The following is a 24,995-nucleotide window of genomic DNA, read 5'->3' on the forward strand; positions in this document are numbered from 1 at the left end:
GTCACGGGAGCGGGGCGTGGACTGGGCGCACTCCTCGCCGAGGTGCTCGTGAACCGCGGGCACACGCAGCCTCCACGTCGATGGTGCGCCCGACGTGGAGGCTGCGTGTGCCGACATCGTCGCCCGCGCGGGTCGGCTCGCGGTGTGGGTCAACAACGCCGGGGTGTTGCACACGGGCCCGGCATGGGAGCAGGACGCGGCGACGCGTGACTTCATGCTCGACGTCAACGGCCGCGGCGTCGTCAACGGCACCGTCGCCGCGATCGACGCGATGCGGCACACCGGCGGCGGGCACATCGTCACCACCGTGTCACTTGCGGGCATCACGGGCGAGGCGGTCTACGCCGCGTCCAAGCACGCGGCCATCGGATTCAGTCTCAGCACCCTCGGGGATCTGCGGCAGGCAAGCATCCACGACATCGACATCTCCTGCCTGTGCCCGGACGGCATCTGGACCCCGATGCTGCATGACGAGCTCGACGACCCGGGCAGCGCCGTGTCCTTCTCCGGGCGACTGCTGCAGCCCGGGGAGGTGGCGCGGGTCTTCGAGCGCATCCTCGACCGTCCGCGTCCCGTGACCGTGTTCCCCTGGTGGCGCGAACCCCTTCTCCGCGTCGGCGACATCCTCCCCCGGGCGTTCCTCGCCCTCGTGCCGCTGCTCGTCGTGCAGGGCCGGCGCGTCCAACAGCGCATGCTCCGCGAGCGCGACGGCGCCGCCCGACCCGGCTGGACGACGAGCCCTGCCCCCGCCGTCCCCTGAACGCCGGATCGCCGGGCCGCAGGGCCGCAGGGCCGCAGGGGAGGATGATCGAGGGAGCCGGCCACGCGAAGGGAGCGGCCTCCTCACCGCCTCTCACCCTCAGCCTGCGCGGCCCCGGTGCGTACGCTGGGCCGCATGGCCGTGACGCTCGTGAGACTCGACCCCGCCGGCGCCGACCGGGAGGCCCTCGTCGCGTTCATGACCACGCACGAATGGCCGTTCCACGTCGGCACCCGTCGTACCCGCGAGCAGGTGGACGCGGCGATCGACGACGGGGCCTTCCACGACGAGGACCACGACACGTTCTGGATCGACCATGACGAGTACGGACGCCTCGGCGTCGTCCGCCTCGAGGACCTCAGCGACGGCGCGCCCCTGTTCGACCTGCGGCTCGCCACCGAGTTCCGAGGGCGCGGACTCGGCGAGGAGGTCCTGCGGGCGGTGACCCGACACGTCTTCACGACGCTGCCCGACGTCGACCGGTTCGAGGGCCAGACCCGCGAGGACAACGTCGCGATGCGCGTCCTCATGCGGCGATGCGGGTTCGTCAAGGAGGCCCACTACCGCGAGGCATGGCCCGTCGAGGGCGGCGCGTCCCTGGCCTCCGTCGCCTACGCGATCCTCCGCCGCGACTGGGAGACCGGCACCATCACGCCCCTCGTCTGGGACGACCTCCCGATCGGCTGAACCCACGAGATCGCAGCCGAGGATGTGGCCGTGAGGTCGCTCTGACGACCGTCTGCCCACGTCCTTGGCTGCGATCTTGCGTGGGGTGGGCGCGCCGCCCGCGTCAGAGCTTGCTCACGTCGCGGACGGCGCCCTTGTCGGCGCTCGTCGCGAGGAGGGCGTAGGCCTTGAGGGCGGTGGTGACGCGGCGCGGCCGGGGGGCGTGCGGAGTCCACGCGTCGGCGCCGCGGGCCTCCTCGGCCTCACGGCGTCGGGCGAGTTCGGCGTCGTCGACCGCGAGGTTGATCGAGCGGTTCGGGATGTCGATCTCGATCGGGTCGCCGTTCTCGACGAGCGCGATGGTGCCGCCGGAGGCCGCCTCGGGGGAGGCGTGGCCGATGGACAGGCCCGAGGTGCCGCCGGAGAACCGTCCGTCGGTGAGCAGTGCACACGCCTTGCCGAGCTTGCGGCTCTTGAGGAACGTCGTCGGGTAGAGCATCTCCTGCATGCCGGGCCCGCCGCGCGGTCCCTCGTAGCGGATGACGACGACGTCGCCCTCCTGGACGTCGCCGCCGAGGATGCCCTGGCAGGCGTCGTCCTGGCTCTCGAACACGACGGCCCGCCCGGTGAAGGTGAGGATCGAGGAGTCGACGCCCGCGGTCTTGACGATGCACCCCGCCTCGGCGAGGTTACCGTAGAGCACGGCGATGCCGCCGTCGGCCGAGAACGCCGACTCGACGGTGCGGATGCAGCCGTTCTCGCGGTCGGCGTCGAGGTCGGTGTAGCGGGCGCTCTGCGAGAACGGCTCGGTGGTGCGCACCCCGCCGGGGGCCGCGCGGTACATCTCGCGCACCTGCTCCGACGCGGTGCCCTGTGTCGTGATGTCGTGGGCGGCGATGACCTCGGCGAGCTTGCCGCCGGTGACCGTCGAGGTGCCGCCGTCGAGCAGTCCGCCGCGGAGAAGCTCGGCCATGATGCCGAGCACGCCGCCGGCGCGGTGCACGTCCTCCATGTGGTACTCGGCCGTCGCCGGTGCGACCTTGCACAGGTGCGGCACCCGCCGGGACATCTGGTCGATGTCGGCCATCGTGAAGTCGACCCCGGCCTCCTGAGCGGCGGCGAGCAGGTGCAGCACCGTGTTGGAGCTGCCGCCCATCGCGATGTCGAGGGCCATCGCGTTCTCGAACGCCGCCCGCGTCGCGATGCCGCGGGGGGTGACGCTCACGTCGTCGTCCTCGTAGTACGCGGTGGCGAGTTCGACGATGCGTCGTCCGGCCTTCTCGAACAGGCGACGGCGGTCGCTGTGCGTCGCGAGCAGCGAGCCGTTGCCCGGCAGCGAGAGACCGAGGGCCTCGGTGAGGCAGTTCATCGAGTTCGCCGTGAACATGCCCGAACACGACCCGCACGTCGGGCAGGCGGAGGCCTCGAGCTGGGAGACCTCGCTGTCGGAGACCGTGTCGTCGGCGCCCGCGATCATCGCGTCGACGAGGTCGAGGCTGCGGGTGCCGTCGGGGGAGACGATCTTGCCCGCCTCCATCGGCCCGCCGGAGACGAAGATCGTCGGGATGTCGAGTCGCAGCGCGGCCATGAGCATGCCCGGCGTGATCTTGTCGCAGTTGCTGATGCACACGAGCGCATCGGCGGTGTGAGCGTTGACCATGTACTCGACGGAGTCGGCGATGAGGTCGCGGCTGGGCAGGGAGTACAGCATCCCGTCGTGACCCATCGCGATGCCGTCGTCGACCGCGATCGTGTTGAACTCCTTGGCCACCCCGCCGGCGGCCTCGATCTCCTCCGCGACGATGCGGCCGACGTCACGCAGGTGCACGTGGCCGGGGACGAACTGGGTGAAGGAGTTCGCGACCGCGATGATCGGCTTGCCGAAGTCGGAGTCCGTCATCCCCGTCGCGCGCCAGAGGGCGCGGGCGCCGGCCATTGTGCGGCCGGAGGTGCTCGTGGCGGATCGGAGAATGGGCATCGGGGCCTCCGTGGCTCGAGGGGACGTCGGACCGGCGTGCTCGTGCTGCCGTGGCTCCCATGATCCCGCGGCACCCGGTCGGCTCCGTCGTCGGGGTCCATCCTTCGGGCAGGCGTTCTGCGATGTGGGATCGCGAGACGTCTCGCACATCCCCTCGCGCGTCTTGGCGCCCACGGGTCCTCCGCGGCTAATCTCGGCGCCATGTCACCGAAGACGCCGAGTCCGGCCTACTCCATCCGCATCCGCTGCCAGCTCGCCGACCGCCCCGGCGCCCTCGGACGACTCGCCGTCGCCATCGGAGAGGTCGGCGGCAACATCAACTCTCTCGAGGGCTTCACCGTGCGGACGGCGTACCTCGAGGAGGACGTCATCGTCTACTGCTCGGGGACCGAGCACCAGCAGCAGGTGTTGAAGGCCATCGAGGGCATCGACGACGTCACCGTCCTCGAGTGGGAGGACCGCACCCACGCCCTGCACGAGGGCGGCAAGATCCAGGTCACCTCCGACATCGAGGTCGACTCGATGAACGTCCTCGCGATGGCCTACAGCCCCGGCGTCGCGCGCGTGTGCACGACGATCGCCGAGGACACGAGCAAGTCCTTCGACTACACGATCCGCAAGAACACCGTCGCGGTCGTCTCCGACGGCACCGCCGTGCTCGGCCTGGGTGACATCGGCCCCGAGGCCGCGATGCCGGTGATGGAGGGCAAGGCGCAGCTCTTCAAGCGGTTCGGCGGCGTGGACGCGTTCCCCATCTGCCTGAACACCAAGGACCCGGACGAGATCGTCTCCATCGTCACGGCACTCGCCCCCACGTTCGGCGGCATCAACCTCGAGGACATCTCCGCGCCCCGCGCGTTCGAGATCGAGGAGCGGCTGTCCGCGGCCCTCGACATCCCGGTGTTCCACGACGACCAGCACGGCACGGCGATCGTCACGGTCGCCGGGCTGGAGAACGCCCTCAAGATCGTGGAGAAGAAGCACGAGGACCTCAAGGTCGTCGTCGCCGGCGTCGGCGCCGCGGGTGTGGCGGTGAGCAAGATGCTCCTCAACGCCGGCGTGCGGAACCTCATCGGCGTCGACCGTCACGGCGCTGTGCACACCGGCCGTGAGGACCTCAACTCGAGCAAGCAGTGGTTCGCCGAGAACACCAACCCCGAACTGCTCGCGGGCACGATCACCGAGGTCATTGAGGACGCGGACGTGTTCCTCGGCCTCGCCGGGCCCGACCTGCTCACCGTCGACGACGTCAGGTCCATGGCGTCCGACCCGATCGTCTTCGCGATGGCGAACCCCGACCCGGAGATCCGCCCCGAGCTCATCAAGGACATCGCGGCGGTCATCGCGACGGGTCGCAGCGACTTCCCCAACCAGATCAACAACGTGCTCGCGTTCCCCGGCATCTTCCGTGGCGCCCTCGACGCCCGCGCCACCTCGATCACCGAGAACATGAAGCTCGCCGCGGCCCGCGCCATCGCCGACGTGATCGGCGAGGACCTCCACCCGCAGTTCATCGTGCCGACGGCCTTCGACCACCGCGTCGCTCCCGCCGTCGCCGAGGCCGTCCGCGCCGCCGCCGTCGCCGACGGGGTCTGCCGCTGACCCACCCCCACCGGCCGGCCCCCCAGGGGCGGACGACGTCGTCGACGACGTCAGCCGACACGGGGCCATGACCTCCGATTCGATGACGCCGTCGACGACGTCATCGAATCGGAGGGGGGCCGCGTCCGCGGGGCCGGGTCGAGCTCGGGCCGGATGCCGGAGGCGGTACGGCGGTGGGTGGGGTCAGAGGGGTTGGCGGCCGACGGTGCCGATGAGGTGGCGGCGCCACTCCTCGCTCGCGAACTTCTCCACCTCGGCGCGGGCGGCGGAGATGCGGGACTCGATGTCGAGGCGGGCGGAGGGCTCCTCGTTGCCGGGCGTCGCGGCGAACTTCTCGATGGCGGCGCAGCCGGCGACCGACCGGGCGTGTGCGGCCTCCGCCTTGGCCGTGAGCCGTTCGGCGTACCAGTCGGCGTCGAGGACCGACTCCCGAGTGAACAGTTCGCGGAACTCCGGGGTCTCGAAGGTCCATCCCTCGGCCGAGGACCCGTTCGCCATGATCTCGAGCAACGCCCGCAGCGGCGGGACCGCCATCTCGATCGTCCCGTCGTCGATGTAGGCCTGCGCGACGCGGCGGTGGGTCTGGACGATGACGTCGACGGAGTCGGCGAAGATCGCCGGGTCCTGCAGCTCCGGACGCAGCATCTCCTCGGGGAACACGACGTGCGGGTGCAGGAAGATCCGCCCGAAGTACGTGCGCGCGAAGGTCTTCGTCATCCGGTATCCGAGGCGCCCGGCGAGGATCGTGCGCCCCTCGTACTCGTAGTCCTCGAGCTTCTCCAGACACCCGGCCTCGACGAGTCGACGGGCGTCGCGCTCCTCCGCCGTCATGCGGCTGAACACCTCGGGCACGAGCAGCGAGATGTCGTGGTCGACCCGCATGTGCGGTCCGACGTATCCCGCTGCGGACAGCCACCCGTCGTAGGTGCCGAGGGCGAACGACAGCAGCGCCGCGTTGAGGTCGATGACGGCGGGCAGGGGGTTGAACGGGCCCTTGGTCATCGCGCCCTCGGAGCCCGCGCCCGTCGTCGACGGCGACTTGCCGGTCATCGAGGAGATGAACTCGGCGAGCAGCTCGGGCAGCTCCATGTAGTGCAGGGGGTTGTAGGCGCACAGCGCCGGCACGCCCTTCTCCGGGGGGTTGTTGCGGCGCCCCGCGGCGACGACGTCGACCGGCAGCGGCATGTCCTCCGTCGTCGACCGCTTCTCCCACAGGTGGGAGGCGAGGTCGGCGACGGCGGTGGCGTCGGCGTTCATCCGGTCGGGCCGTTGCTGCAGGTAGCGCGGGTTCTTGCTCGGCGTTCCGTTGACGAGGCGGGGGTGGGCCGAGCTCACGATGTACTCGGGCCCGGAGGCGCCGTCGGCCCCGTCCGCGCCCGTGGCCCCATCGGTGGCGTCGGCGAATCGCTCGAGCATCGAGCCCATCGGCTCGGTGAAGTGGCTGAAGTGCACCGCGTCGTCGCGGAGCCGCACGACGTCGTCGTGGGTGAGCGGCTCGAAGTTCGAGAGGAACGTGTCGGTGCGGGTGAGGTCGCGTTCGGTCTGCTTGTCGTACCCGCGGTGGATCGCCTCGTCGGGGCGTTGGAACAGCAACTCCTCGCAGTTCTGCACGAGCTTGTACGACCGGTCGGGGTCGCGTCCGAGCAGCGACCCGGAGACCACCGTGGAGGCCGTGATGTCGTCCTCCGTCTGCACCTTGACGGCCGGGTGGAAGTCGTGCCGCAGCCCGAACACCCGCCAGGAACCGTCCTGTTCGAAGCCGACGCGCAGCATGCTCACGGTGATCTTGTTGCCGTCGACCCGCAGGTTGTTGCCCTGACGCCCGTTGATGATGCCGACGCTGAAGTGGCTGCGCCAGTCCTCGCCCCACTCGGGGCGGTGGTACCGCTTGACGACGTAGACGAGTTCGCGCACGTGGGCGGGGATCGAGCCGAGCCACTCGTTGTACTCGGTCGTGTAGTCCTCCGACGGGGTGAGGAGCTTGATGACCGAACCGATCGAGCGCGACTCGTCGAGGACGGGGCGGTGGTCCGGCTCGTGGTCGGGGTCGGCGAACCGCTGGGAGTAGTCGCCCTCGACGATGCGGGCGACCTCGTCGAGGTCACTCTCGATGTCGGGGGCGTAGGCGTTGCCGTTGAGGATCGCGTCGGTGATCGCCTTGCTGATCTCGGACTTCCCGCCGCCGGAGACCGTCGCGGGCTTGTGGCACGACGTCACGGACGGGGCCGTGCCGACGAGCGTCCACCGGGTGCGGTCGGACCTCGACTGCACGAGCTCCACGCGGTACCCGTTGGGGCTGACGTACACCCGGTCGGCGCGCAGCCGGATCGAGCCGGAGGACCCGTTCGGGTTCGTCCACGTCGCCGTGAGGTCGCGCAGGGAGTACCGCGTGTGGGCAGGCACGAGGACGACGTTCGGCAGGACCGTGTCGAGGGCGTGCCCCTCGGCCTGGCGGCGGAAGCGGTCGGGGTCGCGGGCGAGGACCTGCGCGAGGGTGTACTCCTCGCCGCAGGACTTCTCGAGGTACTGCGGCCCGAGGTCGTAGGCCGGGTACACGAGGGCGCCGCCCGCGTGCTCCTCCTCGGCGTTGCCGAACAGGTTGGCGGAGTACGAGATCTGCGACTTGACCTCCTTCTTGCAGTACCCGAAGTAGTTGTCCGCGATGACCGTGACGATGACGCCGCGCGCGTCGCGTGCGCACACCTTGAAGGCCTGACCACCGTTGTAGCGCTCGTCCTCGGTGTCCCAGCACATGCCGTCGCGGCGCTGGCGCTCGGTCGCCTCACTCGTGTGCGGCAGGCCGAGGTCCTTCTTCGTCACCGCGGTCAGGTGCGGCGCGAGGACGACGAGACCGGTGTGTCCGGTCCACGTCGCAGGGGCGAGGGAGGAGTCGTTCTCGGGCAGGTGCGGGTCGCCGGCGTTGCCGAAGATGCCCTCGACGAAGTCGAGGTTCGCGACGAGCCCGCCGGGGACGATGAACCGCGTCTCCATCCGCTTCTCCGGCACCCACCCGGGCACCTCCGGCGCGACGAGGGGACGCAGCAGCAGCGACACGAAGCAGCCGATGCCCTCTTCCTGGTTGCCCGTGTAGGGCAGGAGCATGTCGGCCTCCGGTGGCGCGAACGCGCGGTCGAGCAGGCGCGCGAACACCGCCTTCGGCACGGCGATCTTGTCGTCCGGGATCGGCAGGCCGCCCTCGGCGATGTGGAACACGCCCGCGGTCGTCCGTCGGTCGTTGGCGGGGTTGTGCAGGACGCCGTTCGCGAGCCGGTAGGAGCTGAGCAGCGGTGAGGTGAACGTGTCCCCGTCGTGGGGGAGGGAGAGCTCTCGCGCGAGACCGGCCTCGTCGAGGATGAGCGTGCGTCGGGGTAGCCCCGGGGTGACGCCGGTGTCGGCGAGGAAGTCGTCGAGCCACGTCTGCACCCGCTCGTCGGCCGCACACAGGCGTTCGGAGAGACGGCGGTTGAGTTCGCGTTCGCGCGCGAGGACCGGACGGACGAGGCGGCCGGTGTCGGTCTCGTCGAAGTCCGGGGTCGGGTGCCCCGCCTGCGCGAGGCGCAGGCCGATGGCGACCCTCCTGGACTCGGCGGCGTTCAGACCCGGCAGGAGCGTGTCGGTGTGAGTCGACGACGGGGTCGCCGTCTGCGGGTTCCCGGTGGGGTGGGCATTGGTGTCGGCGGCGGTCGGGAGCATGGGGTCACCCTTCTGCGTGAGGCGAGCGGGTGCGTCGCCCCCGCTGCTGACGCTTCTGTGGTCGGTCCCACCGAGACGGCGTACCGGCCACGGACGAACGCGCCGCGACCGCACCGTTCCTCCCGCCCCGGCCTGGGCTTGGTCGTCATGCTATCGGCCGGGTCCTCCGGCGGTGAAGGGCCCTTGCCGCCCGTCCGCTCGACCCGGGACCCCCGTGCGCACGTGGCAGACCGGGACCGGGGTGGGCCGTCGAAGGCCCACCCCGGTCCCGGTCTGCCACCTGGTGATCTGCCGCGCGGTCCCCGCCGCGCTCCCCGGCCGAACAGCTGAGGCGCCGTCCCCACGGCGCCCACGCGGCCGTCCCCACGGCCGGTGTCCATCTCACCGTCACACCTGCGCCGTCCCCCGACGGCGAACTCGTCCCCGAGGCCGTCCCCACGGCCTGACGCCTTCCTCCCGGGCCGTCCCCACGGCCTGTCGTGTCCTCTCCCCGGCCGTCCCCTCGGCCCGTTGCAGCCGTCCCCACGGCCTGTGTCCCCCGGCGGTCGTCCCCACGACCGGCCGCCGGATCCCCACGGTCATCGCTCACCGACCGTCCCCACGGTCGCGGCCCCGACGACCGTCCCCACGGTCGTCGTGCCTGTCTCCTGCCCCCGACGTCCTCCCCAGGATGTCGTCGGCACACCGACTGTATCGACCGTCCAGGTCGCTTATCAAGACGTCTGACCTGGTCAGGTGTCCTGAGAGGGCATCCGTTGCATCCAAGGAGGTCGGCGACGTTGCCGCGCAGTCCCTTTCGAACGGCGAGAAATCGTCGGCAGGACGGTCCGCAGGGTGATCCCGGCCGGGCACGGTCCGAGGGAGGGGGCCGCCGGGCGGTGATCCCGCGCCGGAGGGCGGGTCGGGCCGGTCGGTGAACGTCCGGTGAACCCCCCGCCGTCTCACCCCGCCGCCGCGCGTGCGTGCGTAGCGTGACTCGGACTCGACCCTGCCGCGCCGCGAGAGGGCGGGGTTCGAACGGACACGCGCCGAGGGGTACGGGGGTACCGAAGATGTCGAGACGTCGTCGCATCGCCAAGGGCTGCGGGATCGGATGCGGTGGGCTGATCGCGCTCGTCGTCGTCACCGCGGCCGTGCTCGCGATCTGGAAGCCGTGGGCGCCGGAGATCGTCGTCACCGATCCGTCGGCGGGCGGGACGCGGATCACCGATCAGGGCCTGACGGGCAACTACTACCCGGCCGCCGGGGGGAAGCGAGCGCCGGGTGTGCTCGTGCTCGGGGGCTCCGAGGGTGGGATCGGCGTCGCCGCCGACGCCATCGCCCGGCAGCTCTCGCGGGAGGGCTTCTCGGCGCTCGCGCTCTCGTACTGGGGGGCACCCGGCCAGCCGAAGCGGATGGAGGAGCTCCCCCTCGAAACCTTTGACACCGCCCTGTCGTGGCTGCGGAGTCAGTCGACGGTGAACCCCGACGGGACCGCGGTGGTCGGTGCCTCCAAGGGCGGCGAGGCGGCGGTGCTCCTCGCTTCACGACACCCCGACGTGTCGGCGACCGTGGGGTACGTGCCCACGCACGTCGTCTGGGGCGGCTTCGACCAGGCCGAACCGTGGCGCATGGTCACCGGGATGGGGTCCACGTGGAGCGCCGGCGGTGCACCCGTCCCCTACGTCCCCTACAGCGACGGGTTCCGTGGTGGTGACCTCGTGGAGCTGTACCGCATGTCCCTCCGGGAGAACCTCGCCTCGCACCAGGATGCGATCATCCCGGTCGAACGCGCCTCCGGGCCGATGCTGCTCGTCTGCGGTGAGAAGGACACGATGTGGGCCTCCTGCGAGATGTCACGGGAGATCGAGAAGCGCGCCCGGGCGAAGGGCGGCCCCGAGGTCACGGTCCTCGCCTACCCCGAGGGCGGGCACATGATCGCCGGACCGCCCATCCCGTCGGGGGTTCCGCCGTGGGAGCAGCTCGGTGCATTCGGCGGCACACCCGACTCGAACGCCGCCGCCATGGCCGACGGCTGGCCCAAGGTCGTCGCCTTCCTCCGGCAGAACCTCACCCCTTGATCGACGTGCTCGGCTCTTGATCGACGGGTTCAACGGTCGATCGACGTGCTCGGCGTTCGCGCTCATCGTGCGGGGCGTCCGACACGGTGTGGCGACACGCTCGGGTGCCGCGGAGGCGGTGAAGATGGGGGCCACTCACCCCGGTGCCGGTGACGAAGGAGCAGTGTCATGGAAGGCAGCGACCCCCGCCCCGACAGCGACGAGAACGCCGGGGAACACGGTGACGCGCCCGTCGCGGAGAACGCGGACGCCGGCGCCGCCACGGTCGAGGTCGGCGGGGTGGAGCAGCGCCTGGAGGAGGAGTTGCACGCCGAGTTCGAGAACACCGTCAGCGAAGGGGAGGAGCGGCTCCACCGCACCACTCGGGCTCTCGTCATCACCGGGCTCTTCGGTGGTGTCGATGTCGGCCTCGGCATCATGGCCATGCTCGCGGTCAAGCACGCCACCGGCAACGAATTGCTCGCGGGGATCGCCTTCGGCGTGGGCCTGCTCGCCCTGCGCCTCGCTCATTCGGAGCTGTTCACCGAGGACTTCATGTTGCCGGTCAACGCTGTCCTGGCCGCGCACGGCACCGTCGTGCAGCTCTTCCGGCTGTGGTCGGTCACCCTGGTCACCAACCTCGTCGGCGGATGGCTGTTCATGTGGCTCGTCGTCGCAGCCTTCCCCGATTACCGGGCGGACCTGCGTACCACCGCCGCGTCCTACGTCACGGCCGGGTTCACCATGGAGACGGCCGCCCTGGCGCTCCTCGCCGGCAGCACCATCACCCTGATGACCCGCATGAGTCAGAGCGCGACCTCCGACGTCATGCTCGCCGTCATCTCGATGATCGGAGGGCTGCTCGTCGTCGGCCTGGGGATGCACCACGGGGCGCTGCAGTCGATCCTCGTCTTCGGGGCGATGCAGGCCGGAGCCGAGATCAGTGTCGGTTCGTGGCTCGGCTGGTTCTGGTGGGTGACTCTGCTCAACATGGTCGGCGGGATGATCCTCATGACGGGACCCCGCATCGTGCGCACCTGGGAGCTGGTCCGCCGGGAACGCCGCCGGCAGGGTGCGCAGCGTCATTGAGCAGCGAGGTCTCCACATCGGAGACGCCGCGCCGGATCACTTCCCGAGTTCGGCGGCCTTGGCGTCCCAGTCGTCCCAGATCTCCTGCTTGTGCTGTTCCATCTCGGCGAGGGCGACGGCGCGACCCTTCTCGCTGAGGTGGTCGACGTAGAGGATGCCGTCGAGGTGGTCGGTCTCGTGGAGGAAACAGCGGGCGAGCAGGCCGGTGCCCTCGAGGCGCAAGGGGTTGCCGCGCTGGTCGACACCCCGGACGACGGCGTAGTCGGCGCGGGCGAGGTCGTACCCGCCGCCGGGGACCGACAGGCACCCCTCCCACCCGGTCTGACGACCGGCGACGTCGTCGGGGAGCTTCTCGATCACCGGGTTGCACACGTGCCCGACGTGGCGCACGTCGTACTTGTCCGTGCAGTCGTAGACGAAGAGCCGCAGGTCGACGCCGATCTGCGTCGCCGCGAGGCCGGCGCCGCTCGCGACGGCGTTCGTCGCGAACATGTCGTTGACGAGGTCGCGGAGCTCCTTGGTGCCGAACGCGGTGACCTCCCGCGTGGGGCGGTGGAGGACCTCCTCGCCGATCACCGTGATGCGGCGCCGCTTGCCGCGCTTGACCTCGGGGAGGATCTCCGGCAGCCGGTCGACGGGCACCCCGTCGAGACGCGGACGCCGATCCACCACCGGTCGGTCCGCCTTGGGGCGACGCACGAACGAACCGAGACCACCGAAAGCCGACATGGGCGACATCATCGCGCAGGCCGCGCCCGGTGGGGAAACACGGGGGGTTCCACGTCCGCGCGGGGCTTTCGGCGACCCCGCGAGGCGAGACCGTCCGAGCGCGACCGGGTGGCCGTCGATCCGTGGGGCGGGCGGAACGCGCCGACGCCGCCCCGATCCGGGGGCGGCGTCGGCAGGTGGGACCTCGCTCGCGCCTTGGCTCAGACGGTGAGGAGGACCTTGCCGATGTGGCTGGACTCGTCGAGGACACGGTGGGCCTCACGGACCTCGGCCAGCGGCAGGGTGCGGTCGATGATCGGACGCACCTCGCCGCGCTCGACGAGCGGCCACACGTGCTCACGGACGGCAGCGACGATCGCGCTCTTCTCCTCGAGCGGTCGTGCCCGCAGGGACGTGGCGTGGACGGCGCCGCGCTTGGCCAGCAACAGGCCGATGGGCAACTCGCCCTTGACCCCGCCCTGCATCCCGATGATGACGAGGCGTCCGCCGGTGGCGAGCGCGGCGACGTTGCGGGGGAGGTACTTCGCGCCGATGACGTCGAGGATGACGTCGGCCCCGTGGCCGTCGGTCGCGGCCTTCAGCGCCTCGACGAAGTCCTCCTCCTTGTAGTCGATGAGGATGTCGGCGCCGAGGTCGCGGCAGGCGTCGAGCTTGCCGGGCGACCCGGCGGTGACGGCGACCCGCGCGCCGAGTGCCCGAGCGATCTGGATCGCCATCGTGCCGATACCGCTGCCGCCCCCGTGCACGAGCAGCGTCTCGCCCTCGGCCAGGCCCGCGGTCATGACGACGTTCGACCACACGGTGCAGGCCACCTCGGGCAGTGCGGCCGCCTCGACGAGGGAGAGGCCGCTCGGCACGGGCAGCAGCTGGCCGGCGGGCACGGCGACCTTCGCGGCGTACCCGCCGCCGACGAGCAGGGCACAGACCTCGTCGCCGACCGACCAGCCCTCGACCCCCTCGCCGAGGGCGCTGATCCTCCCGCTCACCTCGAGGCCGGGGTAGGGGGAGGAGCCGGGCGGGGGGTCGTAGTGACCCTGCCTCTGGAGCAGGTCGGCGCGGTTGACGCCGGCGGCGACGACATCGACGAGGACCTCGCCCGCGGCGGGGGTGGGATCCTCGACCTCGGCGAGCACGAGCGCGTCGAGGTCTCCTGGCGTGGGGATGGTGACGGCCAACATGTCGCCAGCCTAGGCGCCGCCCCTCGCGTCGGGCTCCACCCGGCCCCCGGTGCCCACCTGCTCGGCACGCGAGAGGTCGGACGGGGTGTCGATGTCGAGTGTCGAATGCTCGGGGACCTCGATCCGGTCGAGTCGCAACGGGTCGACGGTGCGGTGGACGCCGCACCCGGTCGGGTCGCCGGGGACGACCCCACGGAGGGCGGTCGTGCGGTAGGCGGCGAGGAGGGGTTGACCGCGTCCGTCAGCCTGGGTCGCGAGGACGCCGTCGACGTCGGCCCGTGCGCCCTCGAGCGCCTCGGCGACGTGCCTCGCGGCCGTCGCCGCCAACGGTTGGTCGCCGGCGAGGACGACGACGAGCGGGGAGTCGACGTACGTGAGTCCGGCGGCGATTCCCGCGACGGGGCCACCGCCGCCCGGTGTCTCCCGCGTCCAGGTGACGGCTCGACACGTGGGACGGGCCTCGCCGACGCAGACGAGATCCCAGTGCGCGGGGAGCCCGGAGAGCAGGGTGTCGAGAACGGTGCGGTCCCCGAGGCTGAGAGCGGTCTTGTCACCGCCACCCATGCGCGCCGACGTGCCACCGCACAGGACGACCGCCGTGACGCGCGCGGGCACGGGCCGCTCCTCAGGCCCAGAGCGGGCCGTGGGCCGCGACGAGCAGGGCTCGGCGTCTCAGGTTGTGGGTGAGGGCCGCGGCGACCCCCCACAGCACGCAGACCGGCACGACGAGCAGGAACGCGACGACCATCCACGGCGGAAAGAACAGGGCGATCGGCACACCGATGACGAGGACGGCCACCGCGGTGACGATCGCCCCGACCACACTGCTGTAGGCGAGGCCGATGGGGCCGAGGAGCATCGGCAGCAGGGCGGCGAGGAACACCGACTTCCGTGCCGGGACGCGGACGAGACGCGGCGCGCGCGGAGGTCGGCCGTGCGAGGTGGGCGTCTGGAACGTCGGGGAGGTGCGCACGCGATCCTGCGGCGCGGCCGGCGTCGGTGCACCCAGCGGCGGGATCGGGGCCTGGTAGCTCGCCATCCTCACCACCCGCGCACGGAGGCGAGGAGCCGCTGGCGCTCGTTGTAGCGGTGGCCCGACCACACGCCCCAGATCATGCACAGCGGCCACACGACGGGGAGGCCCTGCCCGAGGGTGACGATCGCGACGAGGGTGACGATCACGGCCATGACGAGGGACCCGAAGATCGTCGTGTAGATCATCCCGAGGGGGCCGAGGAAGAACGTCAGCAGCGCCGAGAGCAGCAGCGACTTGCGCTTCGGCGGGCGGCCGAGCGTCGTGACGGACTGGACACGGTGCTGGTCGAGGGGCGACACGTCAGGCCTCCTGTCGGCGGCCCACGAGGCGTGGGCATTCACCCCTCACAACGTCAGGCCGCACCCGGACGTTCCCTTCCCCGAGGACGCAGTCGTGATCGCAGCCAAGGATGTGGCCGGGTGGTCGTCGGGGCGACCACGAGACCGCTTCCTCGGCTGCGACCTCGGCCGGGCCGGGCTCAATCGTCGGATTTGTCGATGACGGTGAAGGTGCCGACGCCGTGGGCGATGGCCGCGTCGTCGGAGACCCGGGTGATGTCGCCCTCGACGAGGACGAGCGTGCCGCCGCGCTTGCGCACCTCGGCGCTGGAGCGGAGTTCGTCGCCCTCCTTCGCGCCGGCGAGGAAGGTGACCGTCATCGTCACGGTCACCGTGCCCTGGCCCTCCTCCAGCCCGGCGCGCACGGCGTCTCCCATCGTCGCGTCGAGCATCGTCGAGATGACGCCGCCGTGCAGGCCGCCGTTGACGTTGACGAGCTCCTCGCCGACGGTGAGCGCGCGGCCGGCGTCGTCACCGGGGCGGGCGGTGTCGGTCGCGGGGGCGTCGGTGATGCCGATTCGTTCGGGAAAGGTCGTCATGACCGTTCCCTACCCGCATCGCGTCGTCGGCACGCCTCCCCGGTGGGAGCATCGGAGAATGCGGTCTTTCGCGGCGATCATGCCCCCGGAGGGCGTGCGGGAGGACCTCGACGAGTTCTGCGAGTCGCGACGTCTGGCCCTGCCCGACCTGCGGTGGAGCGACCCCTCGCAGTGGCATCTCACCCTCGCGTTCCTCCCCGACGTGGCCGACGCCGACCTCGACGACCTCACGGAACGACTCGGTGAGGCGGCGGCGCGGCGGCGTCCGATCGAGATGCGGCTCGCGGGCGGCGGGGTGTTCCCCGACGCCACGCGCGCGAAGGTGGTGTGGGCCGGAGTGCGCTCTGCCGAGGAGGGCCGCACGGAACTCGACCGACTGGCCGTGGGGTGTCGCCACGCGGCCGTCGCGGCGGGGACGACCGTCGAGGGTCGGACCTTCACGCCGCACGTCACCCTCGCGCGCCTCGGGCGTCCTCGTGACGCGAGCGGGCTCCTCGAGGTGTTCGACACCTACGCCGGCCCGCCGTGGCGTGCGACGGCGGTGCAGCTCGTCGCCTCGTTCCTCGGGGAGGGGTCGCGACGGCGCCCGCGGTACGAGACTCTCGCCGAGTTCCCCTTGGGCTCTTCGTGATCGCGATCGCCGGGTCGGTCGCGACCCCGAGTCGTCGTCGCCGCGGCCGACGCGCCGCGGGGGTGTCGGGGGCGTCACCACGCCCGGACGTACCCTGGAGGTCGAGCCCGGTGGGGGCAGGGAGAACGAGTGGAAGCGTCGGGGAGTCATGATGTCTGGGTCGAATCGTCCTGAGGTGAGCCGTCGCACGGTGCTCGGTGCCGCACTCGGGGGTGTCGCCGTGTTCACCGCCGCCTGCGGTGCGCCCTCGATCCCGGCCGACCCCGCGACCAAGGCCGATCCCACGGGCCAGGGGGGCACCTCCGGCGCCCCGACGACCCCCGAGGGGACGGCCACGTCCGGCGCCGCGACGAACGCGGCGCCCGCGGACATCATCGCCCGCGCCACCGTGCCCGTGCTCTGCTACCACCAGGTGCGGCCGTGGACGGGCGACGACAGCAGCTACACCAAGCAGGCCCTCGTCATCCCACCGGAGAAGCACCGCGAGCACCTCGACGCGATCAAGAACGCGGGCTACACGACGATCACGCCCGACCAGTACCTCGCGCACATGACCCAGGGGGCGCAGCTTCCCGCAAAGCCCGTCATCCTCAGCTACGACGACGGCAAGGACAACCAGCCCGAGGTCGCGTTCGCCGACCTCAGCGCCCGCGGCATGACGGGGACGTGGTTCATCATGACCGTCGTCATCGGCAACGACGGCTGGACCACCAAGGACCAGATCAAGCAGGTCGCCGACGCCGGGCACGTCATCGGCAGCCACACCTGGGACCACCACGACGTGCGCAAGTACGGACCCAAGGACTGGGCGACGCAGTTCGAGGAGCCGCGCGCGCTGTTGCAGAAGATCTCGGGGCAGCCCGTCGACACGTTCGCCTACCCCTACGGCGCATGGAACGAGGCCGCCCTGCCGCACCTCGCGAAGGCGGGATACTCCACGGCGTTCCAGCTCGAGGAGAAGCCGTTGGACCGCACGCATCCGCTGCTCACCCTGCGGCGCGCGCTCGCGGTCTCCACGTGGACCGGTGACGAGGTCGTCGGCAAGCTGCAGACGCTCGCCAAGGCCTGACCGCTCCGCGGGGCCAACGGCGGGAGCCCACCTCCGCCGACCGTGCCCCTCAGCCGGTCGGCCGGTCGTAGCGTGGAGTCATGGCCTTCTACGTCGTCAACTACCACTACCGCAACGACCCTCGGCTGGAGGAGGTCCGTCCGCGGCACCGCGAATTCCTCGCCACCCTCGTCGAGCGCGGCGTGCTTCGCGCCTCCGGACCCCTCGTCGGCGTGGCCTCCCCCGCCGCGGTGCTCATCTGCGAGGCCGACGACGCGGCTGCGGTCGAGAACGCACTCGCCGACGACCCGTTCCGCGCCGAGGACCTGCTCGACCGCGCGGACATCACCGAATGGAACCCCGTCCTCGGCGTGTTCGCCTCCTGATCACCGGTCGCCCCTTCGGTCCCAGGGCCTCCACACCGACGGCGCCGCCACCCCTCGCCGGGGTGGCGGCGCCGTCGGTGTCCGCAGTCGCTGCGGTCGGTGCATGTCGTGCACGCGCCGGCACGTCGGTCAGGCCGCTCGGCTGGCCGACGCCGCCGTGGCACGCGCCCCTCGCCGACGCGGGCCCGCGCCGGCGTGATCCGAGCCGCCGGGTCGGTCACTCGGCTCCGGAAGCGGAGTCCGTCGCCCGGGAGGAGTCGGGGTCGGTGTAGTCCTTGGGGCCCTCGTGAGGGGCGTGCTGGGTGTCGGCCGCGGCCGGCGTCGCGTCCTCGGTGCCGGGGACGCCGTCGGCGCCGCCCTCGGGGGTCATCTGCGAGACCTCGGAGACCTGGCCCTTGTCCTTGCCCATGACGTGTCCTTTCCTCGCGCTGATCGGTCGGTTCCACTGTGGCACGCCGGGGGAGCGTCGTCGCGTCGGCGTGCGCCACCGGGAGCGCGGGACGGATCTCCGGGCGGTCGCGGCGAACCATCTGCGAGCGGTAGCGCGAAACACGGTCGGGGCCGCCGGTGCCGGGCCGGTAGCCTGGTGGACGTGCTGACCATGCAAGACGCCCTCCGCCTCCTGTCCGACTACTGGACCTCCCGGGGCTGCCTCACGTGGCAGCCGTTCAACACGGAGGTCGGTGCGGGCACGATGAACCCCGCGACCGTGCTCCGCGTGCTCGGCCCGGAGCCGTGGGACGTCGCCTACGTCGAGCCCAGCGTGCGCCCCGACGACTCGCGCTACGGCGAGAACCCGAACCGCCTGCAGACGCACACGCAGTTCCAGGTGATCCTCAAGCCCGAGCCGGGTGACCCGCAGGAGCTCTACCTCGGCAGCCTCGAGGCCCTCGGCATCGATCTCGACGCCCACGACGTGCGGTTCGTCGAGGACAACTGGCAGCAGCCGGCGATCGGCGCGTGGGGCCTGGGCTGGGAGGTCTGGCTCGACGGCATGGAGATCACGCAGTTCACGTACTTCCAGCAGGTGGGCGGCCAGGACCTCGACCCGATCCCGGTCGAGCTCACATACGGCATGGAACGCATCCTCATGGCCCAGCAGGGCGTGACGCACTTCAAGGACATCGCGTACTCCCGTAAGCCCGACGGCACGATCGTCACGTATGGCGAGGCGTTCGGCCAGCAGGAGTACGAGATGAGCCGCTACTACCTCGACGACGCCGACGTGGAGGCCAACCAGCGCCTGTACGAGACCTACGTCGCCGAGGCGACCCGCATGGTCGAGGCGCGCCTGCCGGTGCCGGCGCACCAGTACATCCTCAAGAGCAGCCACGCGTTCAACGTCCTCGATGCGCGCGGCGCGATCAGCACGACCGAACGCGCGCAGGCGTTCGGGACGATGCGCCGCCTCATGCGCGACACTGCGACCCTGTGGGTCGAGCGGCGCGAGGAGCTCGGGTTCCCGCTGCTCAAGCAGGAGTCCGATGCCGCCGCCGGGGCCACGGGTGACGCCGACCGCGCGTCGGCCGGGGTCGCGGAGGCCGCCGTGCAGATCGCCGCCGACGCGGCGCCCCGCACCTTCGCCCTCGAGATCGGCGTCGAGGAGCTGCCGCCCCACGTCCTGCCGCAGACCGTCGCGGCCGTGCGCGAGGCGCTGACCAGCGGCCTGGGCGCGACTCGGCTCGAGCACGGCGCGATCACCGTCGATGGCACGCCGCGGCGCGTCGTCGCGGTCGTCGAGGGCGTCGCGGCCCGCGAGCCCGATGCCACCCAGCTCCGCAAGGGCCCCAAGTGGTCGGCGGCGTTCGACGCCGACGGCAACCCCACGAAGCCCCTCGAGGGATTCATGCGCGGCCAGGGAGTCACCGCCGAGCAGGTCGTCAAGGCCGAGGTCGGTGGGAACGAGCACGCCTGCGTCGAGATCGAGGTGCCCGGCCGCGACGCCGTCACCGTGCTCTCGGGCCTCGTCGAGTCGTGTGTGAGTGGGCTGCGCGCCGAGAAGAACATGCGCTGGAACGACCCGGAGCTCTCCTTCTCACGGGCGCTCCGGTGGCTGGTCGCGCTGTGGGGTGACGTCGTGGTCCCGGCCCAGGTCTCGCAGGTCCGTGCCGGCCGCACGACTTACCTGCAGCGCCTCACCGCGAGCACGACCGGGCCCGACGGGATCTCCGGTCGTCGGGCCGACGGGGCCCCCCTCGGGCACGTCGAGGTCACCTCCGCCGACGAGCTCCTCACCGCGATCGAGCACGGCGCGATCGAGTGGCGCACGGCCGCGCGTCGTGAGGACGTCGTGCGGCAGGCCGTCGCGCTCGCGCAGGCCGAGGGCGGGCGCATTGACATCGAGGGCAACGCCGCGCTCGTCGACGAGATCACCAACCTCGTCGAGCAGCCCCACGGGATCCTCGGCCGGTTCGACGAGCGCTACCTGGAGCTGCCCGACCGCATCCTCACGTCGGTCATGGCCAAGCACCAGCGCTACCTGCCGGTGCGGGACGCCGAGGGCAACCTCATGAACGCCTTCGTCACCATGGCCAACGGCCTGTGCGACGACGACGTCGTGCGCGCGGGCAACGAGTCCGTCATCCGCGCCCGCTACGAGGACGCCCTGTTCTTCTGGAACGCCGACCTGCAGGCGAACTCCGTCGACGACTTCGTGCCCGGTCTCGACACGCTGACGTTCGAGAACCGCCTCGGGTCGGTCGGGCAGCGCGCCCGCCGCATCGCCGCGGTGGCGACCCGCCTCGCCGAGGGCGTCGACCTCGACGCCGCGCAACGTGAGACCCTCGCCCGCGCCGGTCAGCTCGCCAAGTTCGACCTCGCGACGCAGCTCGTCGTCGAGATGAGCAGCCTCGCCGGGTTCGTCGCGCGCGAGTACGCGATCCGCAAGGGTGAGCCGCAGGCCGTCGCCGACGCCCTCGCCGAGATGGAGCAGCCGCACACCGCGGTCGACGCCGTGCCCGCGTCGGTGCCCGGCGCACTCCTCGCCCTCGGGGACCGGTTCGACCTGCTCATGGCCATGTTCGCGCTCGGCGCCAAGCCCACCGGCTCCTCGGACCCCTACGGTCTGCGTCGTGCGGCCCTCGGGGCCGTCCGCATCCTGCGGGAGGCGCACGTCGACGGTCCGCTCGCCGCGTTGAGCGGGGTCACGGTCACCGCCGGTCTCGACGCCGCGGCCGAGAGGCTGCGGGAACAGGGCCTCACGGTCGCCGACGAGGCCGTCGCCGCCGCCGCCGAGTTCACCGTCGGTCGCCTCGCGCAGCTCCTGCGCGACGAGGGCGTGGGTGCCGACCTCGTCGCCGTGGTCCTCCCCGCCGCCGAACGGCCGGGCTCCCTCACCCGGGCCCTCACCGACGTCACGACGCTGCGCGAGGGCGGCGACGTCGCGTCGCTCACGGCCCTCGTCGAAGGACTCGTCCGAATCGAGCGGATCGTGCCGGGCGGGACGGAGCCCTCCTACGACGCGGCCCTGCTCACCGAACCCGCCGAGGTCGGGTTGCGCGAGTCGCTCGAACGGCTGGGCGCCGACCACGAGGACCTTCCCGGTTACCTCGCCGCGGCCGACGACGCCGGCCTCGTGCCCGCGATCGCCCGGTTCTTCGATGAGATCCTCGTCATGGCCAAGGAGGAGGACGTCAAGGCCGCCCGCCTCGGGCTCCTCGCCGCCGTCCGGGCCTCCGCTCCGAACGGGGTGGACTACAAGGCGTTGGACACACTCCTCACGTGACAGTCGGCTGAGGACGGAGCGAGGACCCCTGGGAGCAGAGCGGCCCGGGGGCCTCGCGTGACGACGCCGTCCATCGGTGAGGGTCGCCGGCGACCCGCCGGGTAGCGTTCGCCCATGCCGTCGTGGGAACGCCGCGTCGCTCGGGCACTACGCCCCTACGTCTCGGGCTGGGTCGCGTACGACTACCGCCTGCCCTCGACCGCGCTGCACCACGGGATGCCGTCGGCCTCCCTCACGGTCGTGGTCGCCTTCGACGAGGGCCTCGACTGCGGGTGGCTCGACGGCTCGGGCCGCGGCCGTTTCGACGTGTTGGTGGCCGGGCTGCACACGAGGCCGTCGCTCATCCACACCCACGGTCTGCAGAGGGGCATCCAGATCGACCTCACCCCGCTGGGGGCGCGGATGCTGGTGGGCGTGCCGTCCGGCGCACTCGCGCGGAGGATCGTCGAGGGCACCGACGTGGGCTGGCCCCGGTCGCTGCACCACGCGATGCAGGACGCGTCGTGGCCACGGCGATCCGAGATCCTCGAGCGGTTCCTCCTCGCCCGCCTCGCGCATGCCGATCCCTGGGCGCTCCGCTCCGAACTCGACGAGGCCTGGCGCGTCCTCATCGCTGCCGGAGGTCGCACCCGCGTCGCGGATCTCGCCGCCCACGTCGGCTGGTCACGGCGGCACCTGCTCGCACGGTTCCGGGAGGAGTTCGGCCTCACCCCGAAGGAGGTCGCCCGCGTCGCCCGGTTCGAGCACGCCCGCACCCTGATCCGGGCCGGCCACCCCCTGGCGGAGACCGCCTACGACGCGGGGTTCGCCGACCAGTCCCACCTGCACCGGGAGTTCACGTCGCTCGCGGCCCTCACCCCGACCCAGATCCTGGGGGAGTTCCCATTCGTCCACGACGCCCACACGTCGTCGTCGTGAGGCTGGGGACATGAACCCACAGCTCCATCACTGCCTGCGCTACGACGACGTCGAGGTCGCCCTCGACTTCCTCCACGCGCTCGGATTCACCGACCGCCTCATCGTCCGCGACGAGAACGACCCCTCGGTCGTCGTGCACGGAGAACTCCGGTGGCGCGACAACGGTGGCCTCATGATCGGCTCCACCCGGGACGACGGGAAGGGGGAACACCTCGACACGTCGCATTCCGTGGCCAACCTCGTCGTCACCAGCGACGAGGAGGTCGACGCCACTCTCGCCAGGGCGGTCGCCGCAGGCGGCCGCGTCGCGATGGAACCCGCGAACCCGCCCTACGGCGGTCGCTGCGCCGGCGTCCTCGACCCCGAGGGCAACTTCTGGAACATCGACTCCTACCCCGGGGCCTGAGCCGCACCGGCCCGCCCGGTCCGCGCCGACGCCGAGGCACCCCCCGAGCACCTCGGCGTCGCCCACCGGACCAGCCCCCCTCCACCCCCTGACCCAGCTCCTCTCGCCCCGCTTCCCCATCCCGCCGGCGTCGGTGCTCCGACCTCGTCCGATCTGATGACGTCATCCGGCCTCGGGCGTGCTGCCCGGTCCGATTCGGGGGGCGGGTCTCGTCGCCGTCGGTGGGTCGAGGGCGCATCATGGGACAGCGCGTCGGAGCAGGTGAGAGGGGTGGGAGATGAGTTTCGCTCTCCTCGCCCTCGTCTGCGTCGTCGCTCTCGCCGGCCCGGCGCTCGCGTTGTCGCGCTGGTTCCATCTGCCCGTCGTCATCGGGGAGCTGCTCGTCGGCATCGTGCTCGGCGCGACGGGCCTCCAGGCGCTCGACCCCACGGCCGACACGTTCCGGTTCCTCGCCGAGGTCGGGTTCGTGCTGGTGATGTTCACGGCGGGAACCCATGTGCCGGTGCGGGATCCGGTGCTCCGGCACGGCGCCGGCCGGGCCGCGGGCCAGGCCGGCCTCGTCGCCGTCGTCGCCCTCGCGGCCGGTCTCGGGATCGCGGCCGTGTTCGGCACCGGGCACGGCCTGCTCTACGCCGTCCTCCTCGCGTCGTCCTCGGCCGCCGTGGTGCTCCCCGCCCTGGCGGACACCCCGCTCGCGGCACCACCGCTCACGACGATGGTCTCTCAGATCGCCTTCGCCGACACGGCCTGCATCGTGCTGCTGCCACTGGCCGTCGACCCCTCACGCGCGGGCCGGGCCGGCCTCGGCGCGCTGGCGGTACTCGGCGCGGCGGTCCTCGCGTGGTGGGTGCTCGACCGGTTCGAACTCAGCGGCTGGCGGCGCCGGGTGCATCGCGTCTCCGAGGACCGCGGCCTCGCGATCGAGCTGCGCAGCGTCCTCGCGATCGTGTTCGGCCTCGCGGCCCTCGCGGGACTGTTCTCCCTCTCGGGGATGCTCGCGGGGTTCGCCGCGGGCCTCGCGGTCTCGGCCGTAGGGCAACCGCGACGGGTCGGCAAGCAGGTCTTTGCGCTCACCGAGGGGTTGTTCTCGCCGATCTTCTTCGTCTGGCTCGGGGCCTCGCTCGACCTCCGCGAACTCGTCGTCCACCCCCAGGCGATCGCGTTGGGGGTCGCGCTCGGCGTCGTCGCGCTCCTCGTCCATTGCGTGCCGGTGCTGCTGGGCCAGCCGCTCCCGATCGCCGCGCTCACCGCCGCACAACTCGGGGTGCCCGTCGCCGCCGCGGCGCTCGGCTCCCAGCGAGGTCTCCTCCACCCCGGTGAGCCCGCGGCGCTGCTTCTCGGCGCCCTCGTCACCATCGCCGCCGCCGCCGTCCTCGCCCCGCGGGTCGCCGCGAGGGCCGCCCCGCAGCCCGAGAACGCGGCCCGAGAACGACGCCCGAACGAGTGCGGCAGGTCGACCCCGCGGTGGTCGGTGTGTCGCGGCGTCCCAGACCCGCAACATCGGGGCTGACCAGCGACGATCCACCCCTCGGCGCAGGAGGGTCGGGACCTTTGGCGCAGGTGGGGCGAGGTTCGCAGATCTACCCCTGCCAAAGGCCGCAATCCGGCCGTTTCCCCTGAACAGGAGGCTGTCATGTCGACCGTCGACACACCTTCCACCCCCACGACGACCGAGGGTGCCCACCGCCCGGTGTACCAGGAAGAGATCGTCCATCGGCCCGGGGTCCGCCGGCTGTTGGCGGTCGCCCGCATCGTCATCGGGTTCACGTTCCTGTGGGCGTTCCTCGACAAACTCCTCGGTCTGGGCTTCGCGACGCCGTCCGAGCGTGCGTGGATCCACGGCGGCAGCCCGACCCGAGGGTTCCTCGGCCATGTCACCGGCCCGTTCTCCGGCCTGTTCTCCTCGCTCGCCGGCCAGACCTGGGTCGACTGGCTGTTCATGCTCGGGCTGCTCGGCATCGGTCTCGCCGCGGTGCTGGGCGCCGGGCTGAAGATCGCCGCGTGGTCCGGCACCCTGATGCTGCTCCTCATGTACCTCGCCCAGTTCCCCCTGGGCCAGCCCGCCGACATGAGCGTCAACAACCCGATCGTCGACTCCCACTGGCACGAGGCGCTGCTCCTGCTCATCAGCGCCTACACCCTCGCCGGTGACACCTGGGGTCTCGGCCGGTGGTGGGGCCGCCGCGTGGGTAACGGCCCCCTGCGCTGACCCCCGGTCGCCCCACACGACGCGCC

The 24,995-nt window shown here is 71.7% G+C and carries 22 protein-coding genes; 13 read left to right on the forward strand and 9 right to left on the reverse strand.

Annotated features, from left to right (window positions below):
- The first annotated feature begins 94 nt into the window (after window positions 1-94).
- Both RT054_RS15630 and RT054_RS15635 read left to right on the forward strand, forming a co-directional pair.
- Window positions 95-760, forward strand: coding sequence for an SDR family oxidoreductase (locus tag RT054_RS15630; RefSeq protein ID WP_312719200.1), 666 nt, complete (start codon window positions 95-97; stop codon window positions 758-760).
- 135 nt (window positions 761-895) lie between these two features.
- Window positions 896-1,447, forward strand: coding sequence for a GNAT family N-acetyltransferase (locus RT054_RS15635; protein WP_312719199.1), 552 nt, complete (start codon window positions 896-898; stop codon window positions 1,445-1,447).
- Between the two features lie 103 nt (window positions 1,448-1,550).
- Here the strand turns inward: RT054_RS15635 and ilvD are convergent, their stop codons facing one another.
- The gene (gene ilvD, locus RT054_RS15640) at window positions 1,551-3,404 is read right to left on the reverse strand and encodes a dihydroxy-acid dehydratase (RefSeq protein WP_312719198.1); all 1,854 of its coding nucleotides are present in this window, start codon (window positions 3,402-3,404) and stop codon (window positions 1,551-1,553) included.
- A gap of 201 nt (window positions 3,405-3,605) precedes the next feature.
- Here ilvD and RT054_RS15645 point away from each other — a divergent pair, with 201 nt between their 5' ends.
- Window positions 3,606-5,006: an NAD-dependent malic enzyme gene (locus RT054_RS15645; protein ID WP_312719196.1), complete on the forward strand. Its 1,401-nt coding sequence runs from the start codon at window positions 3,606-3,608 to the stop codon at window positions 5,004-5,006.
- Between the two features lie 183 nt (window positions 5,007-5,189).
- Here RT054_RS15645 and RT054_RS15650 read toward each other — a convergent pair whose 3' ends face one another.
- Window positions 5,190-8,699, reverse strand: a complete 3,510-nt coding sequence (locus RT054_RS15650; RefSeq protein WP_313025434.1) for a hypothetical protein — start codon at window positions 8,697-8,699, stop codon at window positions 5,190-5,192.
- Window positions 8,700-9,751: 1,052 nt separating this feature from the next.
- Between RT054_RS15650 and RT054_RS15655 the strand changes: the two genes are divergently transcribed.
- Complete coding sequence (locus RT054_RS15655; protein ID WP_313025437.1) at window positions 9,752-10,759, forward strand: acyl-CoA thioester hydrolase/BAAT C-terminal domain-containing protein; 1,008 nt, start codon at window positions 9,752-9,754, stop codon at window positions 10,757-10,759.
- 168 nt (window positions 10,760-10,927) lie between these two features.
- Window positions 10,928-11,827, forward strand: coding sequence for a formate/nitrite transporter family protein (locus tag RT054_RS15660; protein WP_313025440.1), 900 nt, complete (start codon window positions 10,928-10,930; stop codon window positions 11,825-11,827).
- 36 nt (window positions 11,828-11,863) lie between these two features.
- Here the strand turns inward: RT054_RS15660 and def are convergent, their stop codons facing one another.
- The 6 genes from def to RT054_RS15690 all read right to left on the reverse strand — a co-directional run bounded on the left by def (window position 11,864) and on the right by RT054_RS15690 (window position 15,647).
- A complete protein-coding gene (def, locus tag RT054_RS15665) occupies window positions 11,864-12,556 on the reverse strand; it encodes a peptide deformylase (protein WP_313025443.1) in 693 nt (230 codons plus the stop codon).
- A 200-nt stretch (window positions 12,557-12,756) separates the two neighbouring features.
- Window positions 12,757-13,734, reverse strand: a complete 978-nt coding sequence (locus RT054_RS15670; protein ID WP_312719188.1) for an NAD(P)H-quinone oxidoreductase — start codon at window positions 13,732-13,734, stop codon at window positions 12,757-12,759.
- 9 nt (window positions 13,735-13,743) lie between these two features.
- The gene (locus tag RT054_RS15675; RefSeq protein WP_313025447.1) at window positions 13,744-14,349 is read right to left on the reverse strand and encodes an NTP transferase domain-containing protein; all 606 of its coding nucleotides are present in this window, start codon (window positions 14,347-14,349) and stop codon (window positions 13,744-13,746) included.
- Window positions 14,350-14,359: 10 nt separating this feature from the next.
- Entirely contained in the window at window positions 14,360-14,773 is a 414-nt protein-coding gene (locus tag RT054_RS15680) for a hypothetical protein (RefSeq protein WP_313025449.1), read from the reverse strand.
- Between the two features lie 2 nt (window positions 14,774-14,775).
- Window positions 14,776-15,069 (reverse strand): hypothetical protein, encoded by a 294-nt coding sequence (locus RT054_RS15685; protein ID WP_312719182.1) that lies wholly within the window; start codon window positions 15,067-15,069, stop codon window positions 14,776-14,778.
- A gap of 179 nt (window positions 15,070-15,248) precedes the next feature.
- The gene (locus RT054_RS15690; RefSeq protein WP_313025452.1) at window positions 15,249-15,647 is read right to left on the reverse strand and encodes a PaaI family thioesterase; all 399 of its coding nucleotides are present in this window, start codon (window positions 15,645-15,647) and stop codon (window positions 15,249-15,251) included.
- Window positions 15,648-15,705: 58 nt separating this feature from the next.
- Here RT054_RS15690 and thpR point away from each other — a divergent pair, with 58 nt between their 5' ends.
- The 3 genes from thpR to RT054_RS15705 all read left to right on the forward strand — a co-directional run bounded on the left by thpR (window position 15,706) and on the right by RT054_RS15705 (window position 17,712).
- The gene (gene thpR / locus RT054_RS15695) at window positions 15,706-16,278 is read left to right on the forward strand and encodes an RNA 2',3'-cyclic phosphodiesterase (protein WP_313025454.1); all 573 of its coding nucleotides are present in this window, start codon (window positions 15,706-15,708) and stop codon (window positions 16,276-16,278) included.
- Window positions 16,279-16,453: 175 nt separating this feature from the next.
- Window positions 16,454-17,347, forward strand: a complete 894-nt coding sequence (locus RT054_RS15700; protein ID WP_313025455.1) for a polysaccharide deacetylase family protein — start codon at window positions 16,454-16,456, stop codon at window positions 17,345-17,347.
- A gap of 80 nt (window positions 17,348-17,427) precedes the next feature.
- A complete protein-coding gene (locus RT054_RS15705) occupies window positions 17,428-17,712 on the forward strand; it encodes a YciI family protein (protein WP_313025457.1) in 285 nt (94 codons plus the stop codon).
- Window positions 17,713-17,929: 217 nt separating this feature from the next.
- Here RT054_RS15705 and RT054_RS15710 read toward each other — a convergent pair whose 3' ends face one another.
- Entirely contained in the window at window positions 17,930-18,121 is a 192-nt protein-coding gene (locus tag RT054_RS15710) for a hypothetical protein (RefSeq protein ID WP_313025459.1), read from the reverse strand.
- 192 nt (window positions 18,122-18,313) lie between these two features.
- Between RT054_RS15710 and RT054_RS15715 the strand changes: the two genes are divergently transcribed.
- The 5 genes from RT054_RS15715 (at window position 18,314) to RT054_RS15735 (ending at window position 24,969) form a co-directional block, all read left to right on the forward strand.
- Window positions 18,314-21,436: a glycine--tRNA ligase gene (locus tag RT054_RS15715; protein ID WP_313025478.1), complete on the forward strand. Its 3,123-nt coding sequence runs from the start codon at window positions 18,314-18,316 to the stop codon at window positions 21,434-21,436.
- A gap of 114 nt (window positions 21,437-21,550) precedes the next feature.
- Window positions 21,551-22,354 carry a helix-turn-helix transcriptional regulator gene (locus RT054_RS15720; RefSeq protein ID WP_313025461.1) on the forward strand — a complete coding sequence of 268 codons (804 nt, stop codon included), beginning with the start codon at window positions 21,551-21,553 and terminating at the stop codon, window positions 22,352-22,354.
- A 10-nt stretch (window positions 22,355-22,364) separates the two neighbouring features.
- Window positions 22,365-22,760, forward strand: a complete 396-nt coding sequence (locus tag RT054_RS15725) for a VOC family protein (protein ID WP_313025465.1) — start codon at window positions 22,365-22,367, stop codon at window positions 22,758-22,760.
- 277 nt (window positions 22,761-23,037) lie between these two features.
- Window positions 23,038-24,270, forward strand: a complete 1,233-nt coding sequence (locus RT054_RS15730) for a cation:proton antiporter (protein ID WP_313025468.1) — start codon at window positions 23,038-23,040, stop codon at window positions 24,268-24,270.
- A gap of 123 nt (window positions 24,271-24,393) precedes the next feature.
- Window positions 24,394-24,969, forward strand: coding sequence for a DoxX family protein (locus RT054_RS15735; RefSeq protein WP_313025470.1), 576 nt, complete (start codon window positions 24,394-24,396; stop codon window positions 24,967-24,969).
- Window positions 24,970-24,995: the final 26 nt, after the last annotated feature.

The sequence above is a fragment of the Mobilicoccus sp. genome, assembly GCF_032060985.1.
Taxonomy (GTDB): domain Bacteria; phylum Actinomycetota; class Actinomycetes; order Actinomycetales; family Dermatophilaceae; genus Mobilicoccus.

Coding starts and splice junctions, on each gene's coding strand:
- RT054_RS15635 (WP_312719199.1), top strand. CDS start 896: ATGGCCGTGACGCTCGTGAGACTCGACCCCGCCGGCGCCGACCGGGAG.
- ilvD (WP_312719198.1), bottom strand. CDS start 3,404: ATGCCCATTCTCCGATCCGCCACGAGCACCTCCGGCCGCACAATGGCC.
- RT054_RS15645 (WP_312719196.1), top strand. CDS start 3,606: ATGTCACCGAAGACGCCGAGTCCGGCCTACTCCATCCGCATCCGCTGC.
- RT054_RS15650 (WP_313025434.1), bottom strand. CDS start 8,699: ATGCTCCCGACCGCCGCCGACACCAATGCCCACCCCACCGGGAACCCG.
- RT054_RS15655 (WP_313025437.1), top strand. CDS start 9,752: ATGTCGAGACGTCGTCGCATCGCCAAGGGCTGCGGGATCGGATGCGGT.
- RT054_RS15660 (WP_313025440.1), top strand. CDS start 10,928: ATGGAAGGCAGCGACCCCCGCCCCGACAGCGACGAGAACGCCGGGGAA.
- def (WP_313025443.1), bottom strand. CDS start 12,556: ATGTCGGCTTTCGGTGGTCTCGGTTCGTTCGTGCGTCGCCCCAAGGCG.
- RT054_RS15670 (WP_312719188.1), bottom strand. CDS start 13,734: ATGTTGGCCGTCACCATCCCCACGCCAGGAGACCTCGACGCGCTCGTG.
- RT054_RS15680 (WP_313025449.1), bottom strand. CDS start 14,773: ATGGCGAGCTACCAGGCCCCGATCCCGCCGCTGGGTGCACCGACGCCG.
- RT054_RS15690 (WP_313025452.1), bottom strand. CDS start 15,647: ATGACGACCTTTCCCGAACGAATCGGCATCACCGACGCCCCCGCGACC.
- thpR (WP_313025454.1), top strand. CDS start 15,706: ATGCGGTCTTTCGCGGCGATCATGCCCCCGGAGGGCGTGCGGGAGGAC.
- RT054_RS15705 (WP_313025457.1), top strand. CDS start 17,428: ATGGCCTTCTACGTCGTCAACTACCACTACCGCAACGACCCTCGGCTG.
- RT054_RS15710 (WP_313025459.1), bottom strand. CDS start 18,121: ATGGGCAAGGACAAGGGCCAGGTCTCCGAGGTCTCGCAGATGACCCCC.
- RT054_RS15715 (WP_313025478.1), top strand. CDS start 18,314: ATGCAAGACGCCCTCCGCCTCCTGTCCGACTACTGGACCTCCCGGGGC.
- RT054_RS15720 (WP_313025461.1), top strand. CDS start 21,551: ATGCCGTCGTGGGAACGCCGCGTCGCTCGGGCACTACGCCCCTACGTC.
- RT054_RS15725 (WP_313025465.1), top strand. CDS start 22,365: ATGAACCCACAGCTCCATCACTGCCTGCGCTACGACGACGTCGAGGTC.
- RT054_RS15730 (WP_313025468.1), top strand. CDS start 23,038: ATGAGTTTCGCTCTCCTCGCCCTCGTCTGCGTCGTCGCTCTCGCCGGC.
- RT054_RS15735 (WP_313025470.1), top strand. CDS start 24,394: ATGTCGACCGTCGACACACCTTCCACCCCCACGACGACCGAGGGTGCC.